Consider the following 11053-nt stretch of genomic DNA (forward strand, 5'->3'; position numbering starts at 1 on the left):
CGTAGCCTTCATTTCTCTGCTGGTCTGCCGGGATCGCCCGCCGCGGCGCTACACGCTCGCGGACCAGGCGGTTCCCTCTGGTCACTTCTACGGTGGTGAGCGTCCTGAAGGTCCCGGAACGGTGAGTGGGAGCACCGACCAGCGTGCATGGACGCACAACGACTCATCAGAGTACTGTGCCGCGGCCGAGCCGGTCAAAGCGGAGCCGAGGGATCTGCGTCACGTCGGCGGCGACGCCGGCAGGGACCGGACTGCACGCGCCGTCCGGGCACGCGTCGCCAGCTGGGTCGGCGGAGGGTAGCCGACCTCCTCGAGCACGAGTCCGCGCGCTGGAGCCACCCCTGCCGCCGGGTTCCGCTGCCCCGAACGCAGCACCTGCGCCGGCCAGTCCACAGGGCGGCGGCCCTCGCCCACCGCCAGGCCGGCTCCGACCAGGGCACGCACCATCGAGTGGCAGAACGCGTCGGCGCGTACGTGCGCGACCACGAGCCCGTCATCATCACGGACCCACCGCAGCTCGGTCAGCGTCCGGATGGTCGTGGCACCGGGGCGCGGCTTGCAGTAGGCCGCGAAGTCGTGCTCACCGAGCAGCAACTGGGCGGCGAGGTCCATCGCGGCGACGTCGAGCGGGCGCCGGTGCCAGGTCACCCACGTCCGCGTCAACGGGTCACGCGCCTCCCCGGAGTCGGCGATGCGGTAGGTGTAACGACGCCAGGTCGCGGAGAAGCGGGCATCGAAGCCGAGGGGCGCCTCCGCGGCCGCGCTCACGTGCACGTCCTCCGGCAGCACCGCGCCCAGGCGTCGTGTCAGCGCCTGTGCCGGCGTGCGCTCGCTACGTCCGGGCGCCGCGAGCCAGGCGTCGAGGGGCACATCCACATGGGCGACCTGGCCGCGGGCGTGCACGCCCGCGTCGGTGCGGCCCGCCACCGTCACGCGGACCCGGTCCAGCCGCAGGACGCGAGCCAGGCCGGCGCTCAGCTCACCCTCGACGGTGCGCCGTCCGGGCTGGGCCGCCCACCCGGAGAACCCCGTGCCGTCGTAGGCGAGGTCGAGCCGCACCCGGACCAGGCCCGGGGGTACCGCATCACGGTCGGCAGGCGCGGCAGGATCGGTGGGCACGGGCACCCCGACAGTTCACCACACCGCGTACAGTCGAGGCGTGCACGAGTCTCCCGCCACCCTCGCCGTCGACTGCGGCGGTGGTGGCATCAAGGCCTCGGTCCTGGACGCCGCGGGCACCATGCACGCCCAGCCCGTCCGGACCGCGACGCCCTACCCGCTCCCGCCGCAGCGGCTGCTGCAGGTGATCGCGGACCTCGCCGATCAGCTGCCCCCGGCGGGCCGCGTGACCGTCGGGATGCCCGGGATGATCCGGCACGGGGTGGTGATCGCGACCCCGCACTACGTCACGCGGGCGGGCCCGCGCACACGCCAACTGCCGGAACTGGTCCAGGCGTGGGCGGGCTTCGACATGCGGGCCGCCGTCTCCGACCGCCTCGGGCTACCCGCCATCGTGCTCAACGACGCCGAGGTCCACGGCGCGGGCGTCATCGCCGGTGCGGGCCTGGAGCTGATGCTCACCTTCGGCACCGGCCTGGGCAACGCCCTCTTCGACGGCGGCACCCTCGCCCCGCACCAGGAACTCTCCCAGGGTCCGGTGCGCTGGGGCCTGAGCTACGACGAATACGTCGGTGAGCACGAGCGCCTCCGGCTCGGCGATGCCATGTGGTCACGACGCATCCGCCGGGTGGTGGAGGTGCTGCGCCCGGTCTACCTCTGGGACCGGCTCTACATCGGGGGCGGCAACTCGCGTCGTCTCGCGCCCGCGGTGCTGGACCGGCTCGACGACGACGTCGTGGTCGTGCCCAACAGTGCCGGCATCATCGGCGGCGTGCGGGTCTGGTCCCTGCGGACCTGAGGGCCCCACCCGGGTCCGGCAAAACCGGTGGCCCGCTCCCCGTACAGCGGGGGCCCCGGTTTGGTTCAATGAGATCCGGCACGCGGGCGAGGAGACGCTGGATGGCGGCTGGCGCGGACGAGGAGGCAGATCCGATCCTGCTGCGCGCGCAGGCCCGGGCCCAGCGCAAGTCGCTCGGTCGACTGTCGGTGCTGCTGCGCCGGAGTGTGCGGCTGGTCTGGGCCTCCAGCCCCCGCCTGTTCCTCGGGCTGCTGGTGCTCCAGGTGGCCGCTGCGGTGGCGCTGGCCGGCCAGGTGCTGGTGGTGCAGGCGGTGCTCACCGCCGTCCTCGCCCTGGAGCAGGAGTCGGGTCTCACGCCCGCCCTGTGGATCCCCGTGGCCGGCCTGGCCGGTCTCACGGCCGCAACGGCCATCATCGGTGCCGTGCAGGGCCACATGCAGCGGATGCTGGGGGAACTGGTCGCGCGGGCGATGTGGGACCAGGTGCTCGGCGTCGCCACCGGGGTGGATCTGGCGAGCTTCGAGTCGCCGGGCTTCTTCAACCGGCTGCAGCGGGTGCAGTCGAACGCCCTCTCCCGTCCCTATCAGGTCACCCAGGGGCTGATCGCCATGGGAGGCGCTCTCGCCGCCAGCGTCGGCGTCGGTGCGGCGCTCGCGACGATCAGCCCGCTGCTCCTGCCCTTGCTGGTGATCGGCGGCCTGCCCGTGCTGCTGGCCAGCCGGCGCGAGAGCAGGCTGGAGTTCGACTTCTCGGTGCGGCAGACACCGTCGTTGCGGATGCGTCAGTACCTCACGCTGCTGCAGACCGGCCGGGACGAGGCCAAGGAGGTGCGGGCGTTCGGGCTCACGAACTGGCTGCACACGCGTTTCGCGGCGGTCTACGACGGGTACCTCGAGCACCTCGGCCAGCACCTGCGCCGCCGCGCGAGGCTGTCGATCCTGGGCAACCTGGCCAGTGCGGTGGTGCTGGTGCTCACGCTCGGCGTCCTCGTCTGGATGATCGTCCGGGGGCAGGTCGACGTCGCCGGCGCCGGCGCCGCGATCGTCGCGATCCGCGTGCTGGCCACTCAGGTGCAGACGCTGTTCGCGGGTGTCCAGCGCATCTTCGAGTCCGGTCTCTTCCTCGACGACCTGCAGGGGTTCCTGCAGCTCGCCCGGCCTGCGAGCGAGGCGGCACCCCGGCCCCCGGCTCCCGCGGCTTTCGCCGTCGTCCAGGCCGACCGCGTGAGGTTCACCTACCCGGGCTCGCAGGAGCCGGCGGTACGCGAGGCCTCGGTGGAGCTGCGCGCCGGTGAGGTGGTGGCCATCGTCGGCGAGAACGGCTCCGGCAAGACGACGCTGGCGAAGCTCGTCGCCGGACTGTACGAACCGGACGACGGCGCGATCCGGTGGGACGGGACCGACATCCGCACCTGGTCGCCGGCCAGCGTGCACAGCAGGATCGCGGTGATCTTCCAGGATTTCGTCCGCTACGCCCTCAGTGCCGAGGACAACGTCGCGGCCGGCGACGTGTCCGGTCCTGCGCACGAGGGGAAGGTGCGCGCGGCTGCAGGAGCCGCCGGTGCGGCCGAGGCGATCGAAGCGTTGCCGCAGGGTTATCGGACGCCGTTGTCGCGACTGTTCGCCGGGGGCCATGACCTCTCCGGCGGCCAGTGGCAACGGGTCGCCATCGCCCGCGGGTACTACCGGGACGCACCGCTGGTGATCCTCGACGAACCCTCCGCCGCTCTCGACCCCCGCGCCGAGGCCCAGCTCTTCGCCAACCTGCGCAGCACGCTCGAGGGCCGGACCGCGATGTTCATCTCCCACCGGTTCTCCACCGTGCGCACCGCCGACCGGATCTACGTGATGGCGGCGGGATCAGTGGTCGAGCACGGCACGCACGAGGAGCTGATGAGGGCCGAGGGTCACTACGCCGAGCTGTTCCGGATCCAGGCAGCCGCCTACCTCCCCACCGAGCCCCCGGGCGGATGACCCAGGCCCTACGGCCTCAGGAGAGCTCGAGCCGGAGGATCCGGTCGTCGTCCGGACCGGCCTCTCCCCGGCCGTCGGTGTTCGAGGTGAGAACCCAGAGCCCGCCGTCGGGGGCGGTGACCACCGTGCGGAGCCGCCCGACATCCAGGAAGGCCTGTGGCTCGCCCGTCTCCCCGTCCGGCCCGAGCGGGACGTGCCAGAGCCGTTGGCCCCGCAGGCCGGCGAGCCAGACGCCGGTGTCGGTCACCGCGATCCCCGACGGCGACGCCTCCTCGGTCGGCCAGGTCACCACGGGATCGATGTACCCGGCCTCGTCCGCCCAGCCCTCGATGTGCGGCCATCCGTAGTTGCCCCCCGGCTCGATGAGATTCAGCTCGTCGAACTCACTGGTGCCGAACTCGGAGGCGTACATGCGGCCGTCGCTGGTCCAGCCGAGGCCCTGCACATTGCGATGACCGTAGCTCCAGACCTCATTCCCGAACGGGTTGCCCGGCGCCGGCTCTCCCGTCGTCGTCACCCGCAGGATCTTCCCGGCCAGGCTGTCGGTGTCCTGCGGGAGGTCGACCTGCCGGGCATCGCCCGTGGTCACGTACAGGTACCCGTCAGGCCCGAAGGCCAGCCGTCCACCGTTGTGATTGGGATCGGACGGGATGCCGTCCAGGATCACCTGGGGGTCGGTCAGCGCGTCCCCGTCCAGGTCGAATCGGACCACGCGGTTGTCCGAGGCGGTGGTGAAGTACAGGTACACGCCATCGTCGGGGCCGAGGGCGAGGCCCAGCAGGCCGTCCTCGTTCTCGTGCTGGACCTCCGGGACGCTTCCGTCCGGGCCGCCGGCGTCGAGGCGCGTGGCACCGTCGTCGTCGATACGGACCACGTGTGCGCTGTCGCGCAGGGTCACGAGCGCGGCGCCGTCGGGCAGGAACGCGAGGTCCCAGGGTGCCTCCAGCCCGGTCGCGATGGTCTCCGCCACGGTGACCTCCATGGTCCCGGAACCACTCTCTGCCGGTGTACCCCCGGTCGCCGTCGGCGCCGGACCGCCCCGGGGCTGCTCGTCCGCGGACGGATCGGTGCATCCCGCGACCGCCACCGCAACCGCCACCAGGACTGTGAAGACGTGGGGCGCGCGCGCCGTGCATACCGTCATGGGAGTCTCCCGCCTGTGCCGGCCGATGGGCTCGGTGCACCTCGACATCGTCCCACCATGTCGCCGTCACCGGCAGGGATATCGGCACCGCATCCGAGCCCGCGGCTCCGGGCCCGACAGTATGCTCGGCTCATGTGTGGGGTAGCCGGGATCCGGCACTTCTCCGCGGAGCCGGTCCCACCCGCCCGGCTGCTGATGATGGCCGACGCGCTCCGGCACCGCGGGCCCGATGACGCCGGTGTCTGGCACGAGGGGCCGGTCGGGTTCGCCCATCGGCGGCTGTCGGTGATCGATCTCGCCGGTTCACCCCAGCCGATGCACAGTGCGGACGGTCGGTGGACGATCGTCTTCAACGGCGAGATCTTCAACTACCGCGCGCTGCGACGTGGGCTGCGCTACCCCTTCCGGACCGAGGGCGATACCGAGACGATCGTCGCCGGGATCGCCGAGGAGGGACTCCCCTTCGTCGACCGGCTGGTGGGACAGTTCGCCTTCGCGCTCCATGACCACCGCGGCGGGGTCGTGCACCTCGTGCGGGACCGGCTCGGAGTGCTCCCTCTCTACTACCACCTGGATCGGGAGCGCCTCGTCTTCGGCTCGGAGATCAAGGCCGTGATCGCTGGGCTGCCCGAGTCCCCGGCAGTCGATGCCGCCGGCCTGGACGCCTATCTCACCGCGCTGTCCGTGCCGGCGCCGCACACCCTCTTCACCGGCGTCTCCAAGCTCCCCGCCGGGCACCGCGCCGAGATCGACGCCACCGGTGAGATGCACCTGGTGCGCTACTGGTCGGTGCCCGAGCCGGACGCCATCGACCTCTGGAGCCCTGACGCGGTGGTCGAGGCCGTCGCCGAGGCCGTGACCGAGGCGGTCCGCGCCAGCCTGGTCGCCGACGTGCCGGTCGGCGCCTACCTCAGCGGTGGAGTCGACTCGAGCCTGATCGCCGCGACCGCCGCAGCGTTGGACCCGGGCCGGGAGCTGCACACGTTCGCCGCCGGGTTCTCCGGCACCGACGACGACGAGCTGCCCTGGGCGCGACGTGTCAGCGAGCTCCTCGGAACCCGCCACCACGAGGTCCTCGTCGACGCCGAGGACTTCGAGCAACTGTGGCCGAGACTGACCTGGCACCGCGACGCCCCGGTCTCCCAGCCGGCCGACATCGCCGTCTTCCGGCTCGCCCAGGCCGCACGCGAGGAGGTGACGGTGGTGCTCTCCGGCGAAGGCGGCGACGAGTTGTTCGCCGGATACCCCAAGCATCGCGCTGCGCGCGCCGCCGCGATGCTCGCCACGGCTCCCGCCGGTCTGCGCGCCGGTCTCGGCAGCCTGGTCGAGGGGCACCTGCCCCGGCGAGCCGCCCGGCACCGTACGGCGGTGCGTGTCCTCTCCGAGCCGACGGCGACCCAGCAGCGCCGCGCATGGTTCGCCCCGTTCACCACGACGGAACGCCGGCGGCTGCTCCAGGGCCTGCCGCAACGCGCGCCCCGAGACGCCGGCGCCGGCGGCACCGACCCGCTGCGCGCGATGCTGCTCGACGACCTGGACTCGTGGCTGCCCGACAACCTGCTCGAGCGCGGGGACAGGATGTCGATGGCCGCCTCGCTCGAGCTGAGGCCGCCGCTGCTGGATCATCGGCTGGTCGAACTGGCGTTCCGGCTGCCATCGCAGTACAAGGTGCGCCGGGGGACGACCAAGTGGGCGCTGAAGGAGGTGGCCCGCAGGGCCCTGCCCGATTCGGTCGTCGACCGCAGGAAGGTGGGGTTCCGTGTCCCCCTCGATGCGTGGTTCCGGAAGGATCTTCGTGACAGCGTGCGGGCCCGCCTCACCGACTCCGGTTCCTTCGTCGCCGAGACCTTCGACCGCGCAGCCGTGCGCGCACTCCTCGAGCGCCACGAGAGCGGACGGTTCAACGAGGAGGCACGCATCTTCGCGCTGCTCTCCCTGGAGGTCTGGCACGAGACGTTCTTCAGGCAACCCGCCGGTGACCGGATCCGCTAGGTCTCAGACGCTGCGGGAGCTGACGTCGCGCTCCCATCGCGGCGCCGTCCCGATCCGTGCGCGCACCCGGGCGAGGCAGATCAACGTGAGGTAGACACCGACGTCCACCAGGCGCGCCGGGTGACGGCGCACCAGGTCGAGCATGTCGTGGAGCTGGGCCCGCTGGCCGGCCGAGATCGGTCCGGCACCGTGCGCGGGTGCGTCGGTGTGCTGCGAGCGGTAGCTCCGACGCAGGATGCGCGTCAGGTCGGCCACTGTGCGGGGCCCGTGCACGATCACCGGATCGGTGGCGACGATCACCACCTCCCGCTCGGTGAACAGGCCGTCGACGAAGAGGTCGTCCGAGACGATCTCCGGGAACTCCCCGAAGCGGGCCCTGCCCTCGCGGGAGAGGCCGTAGCACCCCGCCCCCCACAGCGCGCCCGCGATCGAGGGCAGTCGCTCCCGGACGGCGTACCACCGCCGCACGGACCACCGCGAGCGCGCGACGTCGAAGCGATGCGGTGGGCGCCCGGCGATCGCCCCCGCGGACAGTGCGCGCATGGTCGCCACGGCGGCCCGCCCCGTCAGTTCGACGTCGGCGTCGAGGTAGAGACGCGGCCCGGGTAGAGCGAGACGATCCCCCGCTCGCAGGGCGGCGGTCTTCGACGGCTTCGCCAGTTCGTGGACCCGGACTCCGAAAGCACGCGCGACGTCGGCCGTGGCGTCCGTGCACCCGTTGCACACGACGACCACGTCGAGCAGCCCGTTCCGGACCACCTCGTCGAGGTGCTGCAGCGTGCGGGCAAGGACGGCTTCCTCCTGGTGCGCCGCGATCACCACGGTGCCGAGCGGGGCACTCATCGCGGGCCGCCGGGCAGGGCCGCGCGTGCGGCGGGTGAGAGCAACGCCCGCAGGGCCGCCCGGTTCCGGGGCCGGTGGCAGCGGAGCACGTTGGACAGCACCGCGACGGCGGTGAATGCGGCGGCGGCGGCCCGGCCGTGCCACTTGCCGAAGTAGCGGGTGCGGTTCACCTCCTGCAGGGCGTGCAGGGCATCAGAGGTCCCAGATCCACCGCCGCGGTGACTGACGACCGCCTCCGGCAGGAACCGGATACTCGCTCCCGCCGTACGCAGCCGCCGGCAGTAGTCCGTCTCCTCGGAATAGAGGAAGAACCGGTCGGCGTCCCACGGCCCCACCCTCGCCACGACGGCGGTGGGCACGAGCATCACCGCCCCCGTGGCCCAGTCGACGGTGCCCGGTCGCTCGTAGGCGGCCCGGGTGCGCACCATCTCGCTGAGTGCCCGGGGGCGGGACGGCCACCGGTCACCGAGGAGAGCCTCACCCAGCGAGCCGAGGATGGTCGGCTCCCGGCGCAGGGAGTACTGAATCCGGCCGTCCTCGTCCTCGATGGCCGGGACCACCGCATCCCGCCCACCTGTGGCCATGGCCAAGGACTCGAGCGCACCGGGACCCAGCCGCAGATCCGGGTTGAGGAAGACGATCCACCTCGAGGCCGGTGCGGCCGCCAGGCCACGGTTGATGCCGCCGGCGTAGCCCAGGTTGGCTCCGGCCTCGATGAGCTCGGCCTCCGGACGGCCGGCGAGGATCGGTCGCAGGTCATCGTCGGGGTCGTTGTTGACGACGACGGCGCGCCACGAGAGGGTCCCGGCAGCAGCCGGCACCGTGGCCAGCAGAGCGTCGAGGTCCGAGGCGCTCCGGTAGGAGACGATCACGAGCACGCAGTCGATCACCGCTGCCCTCCTCGCCCACTCCGCGTCGCCGTCCGCCCGTAGTGGCGTGGGCGCGTCGCCATCCACGCGGCCCGCAGCCGCCGGCGCAGTTGCGCCATGAGCGGCGTCGTGACGAACGTGTCACCCGGGGTGGCGAGTTGCAGCGGGCGCGCAACGCTGGTGCCGTCGAGGCGCCAGAGCGCTCCGGTGGCTCCGATCAGGACACACATCACCCCGACGAAGGTGGCGAAGGAGAACGAGTCGAAGGTCGCGCTGGCCACGACGGCGGCAGGCATCGTGACCGCCAGGGTGTGGCCGAGATGCCGGGTCTCCTGGTCACGCCCACGCAGGCGAATGCTGCGGCCGAGCAGGTACGGAAGGACGAAGAACACCAGGAAGCCGGCGACGCCGATCACGCCGCCGGCGATGAGGAACATGTAGACCTGATTGTCCAGGAGCAAGAACTCCTCGGGAGTGACCATCCCGGCTCCCCATCCGAGGAGCGGCCGATCGCGCCACAGTTCCAGCACCGTCGCCGTCCGCTCGATCCGGGCGAGGACGCTCGGATCGTTCTCCGCGTTCGTGAACAGGCCCCTGATCGTGCCGAGCACCCCGCGGTTCAGCACGTGGAACGCCCCGGTGGCCAGCACCCCGATCACCGCGGCGTTGTATCGCTGCCGCCAGGGCCAGATGATCGCCATCAGCACCATCACCACGAAGACCGTCACGATCGCCGAGCGGGAGATGGACAGGGGGATGCCGAGAGCGATCAGGCCCACGGCGGACCAGCGCCACATGCGGGAGTGTCCGGGCGGGGAGAACAGCGCGTAGTGCATCGCGACCGGCAGGACCAGCGCGAGCACGACGCCGAACTCGATGTAGTGGTTCGCCGTACCCGCGACCCGGGGAAAGTCGCCATCTCCGCGCGCGCCGACGTGGATGAGCTCGTAGTTCTGCACCAGCCCCGGAATACTGATGGCGCGGGTCAGATCGAGCTCGGCGAAGAACTGCAGCGCACCGACCAGGGACATCGCACAGGCGAAGACCACCAGCAGCCGCAGGAGTCGATCCAGGTCGCCGCGCGTGCGGATACCGTCCGCGACCGCCAGGGTGACACCGCACAGGGCCGCCATGAGAATCAGCCAGCGGTCGGCGGCGCTCGCCTGGGCCGCCGTCGGGAGGCGATCGAAGCCCACCACGTGCCCGACCAGCTGGACGGCGAGGAAGACACCGACGGCCCAGCGGATCGGCTGCCGTCCTGCCGGAAGGTGATGCGGGCGGATCGCCGAGACGACCCACAGGAACGCCAGCAGTATCCCGATCGCCACGGACGGTCGCCCCACCGCACCCATCCCGCCGATGACGAGGCGCGCGGGGATGAGGAACTGCAGCGCGAGGAAGAGGGCGAGGAGCCCCAGCGTGGTGATCGTGCCACCACGGATCAGCACCGGCACCCACTCCTCGCGCGCCCGCAGCAGCGGGGCCGGGATCCGCAACAGGATCGGTTGCCACCGCGGGGACCCCGGCGCCTCCACGCGCCGGTCAGGACCTGCCATCACCCGCTGACGTCAGTAGCCGGGATGCGGACGCAGCCTGGTCCACCGCGCGGACGACCTCATCCTCGGGCGTCCCGGCGCCTGCCGCTTCCCGTGGTGCGGCCCGCCGCTCGCGTCGTCTGCCGATCCCACGCCTGATGAGCCCCACCATGTCGTCGAAGAGGATCGCGATGAGGACGGAGACGGCGGCGCCGAGCATGGCGACAATCGCCATGTTGCGCATCTTCCCGTCAGCGACCACGGCCGTCACCGACGGCGCCTGCAGGATCTGCACACCCACCTGAGCATCGGCAGGGATGCCGACAGCCCCCTGCCGCTGCGCCAGCTCCTCGCTTGCCAGGTCCAGGACGGCTTTGCCCGTGGCCAGCCCCATCTGGGGGGTCTCTCCCACCACGGAGAAGTCCACGATCGTGGTGCGTGAGCGCGGATCGACCACGTACTGCGAGTTCAGGCCGAGGGACTCGATATGGGCCCGGCTGGCCGGGTTGTCGAGCACGATCGCGAGCACGGTGGCCGTGTCCTCCAGCCCCCCGTAGGGGTTGGCGATCTCCGACTCGACGATTCCCGGCACCAGGATCCCCGTCGCGGTCACCTCGTACTGCGGTCTGACGCTGTCACCGACCGTGACAGTCGCGTAGCCGGTCAACGCAAGCAGTGGCAGCAGGATGTACCAGCGCCGCAGCGCCGCGACCGTGATCCGCCAGACATCCATCGAGGACTCTCCCTCCGGGCAGCGCCATCGCACGCCTAGAAGCCGA

At 71.7% G+C, this 11053-nt stretch carries 9 protein-coding genes; 3 read left to right on the plus strand and 6 right to left on the minus strand.

Features of this window, described 5'->3' with window-relative positions:
- Positions 1-219: 219 nt before the first annotated feature.
- A complete protein-coding gene (truA, locus tag LQF12_RS12860; protein WP_435531191.1) occupies positions 220-1125 on the minus strand; it encodes a tRNA pseudouridine(38-40) synthase TruA in 906 nt (301 codons plus the stop codon).
- 34 nt (positions 1126-1159) lie between these two features.
- Here truA and LQF12_RS12865 point away from each other — a divergent pair, with 34 nt between their 5' ends.
- Positions 1160-1918, plus strand: coding sequence for an ROK family protein (locus LQF12_RS12865; RefSeq protein ID WP_231053317.1), 759 nt, complete (start codon positions 1160-1162; stop codon positions 1916-1918).
- Between the two features lie 101 nt (positions 1919-2019).
- Positions 2020-3891 (plus strand): ABC transporter ATP-binding protein, encoded by a 1872-nt coding sequence (locus LQF12_RS12870; RefSeq protein ID WP_231053318.1) that lies wholly within the window; start codon positions 2020-2022, stop codon positions 3889-3891.
- 16 nt (positions 3892-3907) lie between these two features.
- Here the strand turns inward: LQF12_RS12870 and LQF12_RS12875 are convergent, their stop codons facing one another.
- Positions 3908-4861 carry a PQQ-dependent sugar dehydrogenase gene (locus tag LQF12_RS12875; RefSeq protein WP_231053319.1) on the minus strand — a complete coding sequence of 318 codons (954 nt, stop codon included), beginning with the start codon at positions 4859-4861 and terminating at the stop codon, positions 3908-3910.
- A 306-nt stretch (positions 4862-5167) separates the two neighbouring features.
- On the opposite strand from LQF12_RS12875, the gene asnB reads away from it, so the two are divergent.
- On the plus strand, positions 5168-7027 hold the full coding sequence (gene asnB / locus LQF12_RS12880) for an asparagine synthase (glutamine-hydrolyzing) (protein ID WP_231053320.1): 1860 nt from the start codon (positions 5168-5170) through the stop codon (positions 7025-7027).
- Between the two features lie 3 nt (positions 7028-7030).
- Here asnB and LQF12_RS12885 read toward each other — a convergent pair whose 3' ends face one another.
- Genes LQF12_RS12885 through LQF12_RS12900 form a run of 4 tightly spaced genes read right to left on the minus strand, consistent with a single transcriptional unit; the run spans position 7031 to position 11007 of the window.
- Entirely contained in the window at positions 7031-7870 is an 840-nt protein-coding gene (locus tag LQF12_RS12885; protein WP_231053321.1) for a glycosyltransferase, read from the minus strand.
- Complete coding sequence (locus tag LQF12_RS12890) at positions 7867-8760, minus strand: glycosyltransferase family 2 protein (RefSeq protein ID WP_231053322.1); 894 nt, start codon at positions 8758-8760, stop codon at positions 7867-7869. Before LQF12_RS12890 ends, LQF12_RS12885 begins: the two co-directional genes overlap by 4 nt.
- The gene (locus LQF12_RS12895; RefSeq protein ID WP_231053323.1) at positions 8757-10295 is read right to left on the minus strand and encodes an O-antigen ligase family protein; all 1539 of its coding nucleotides are present in this window, start codon (positions 10293-10295) and stop codon (positions 8757-8759) included. The genes LQF12_RS12890 and LQF12_RS12895 overlap by 4 nt, the downstream gene beginning before the upstream one ends.
- Positions 10282-11007: a YveK family protein gene (locus LQF12_RS12900; RefSeq protein WP_231053324.1), complete on the minus strand. Its 726-nt coding sequence runs from the start codon at positions 11005-11007 to the stop codon at positions 10282-10284. Before LQF12_RS12900 ends, LQF12_RS12895 begins: the two co-directional genes overlap by 14 nt.
- Between the last annotated feature and the right edge of the window lie 46 nt (positions 11008-11053).

The sequence above is a fragment of the Ruania suaedae genome (assembly GCF_021049265.1).
Classification (GTDB): domain Bacteria; phylum Actinomycetota; class Actinomycetes; order Actinomycetales; family Beutenbergiaceae; genus Ruania; species Ruania suaedae.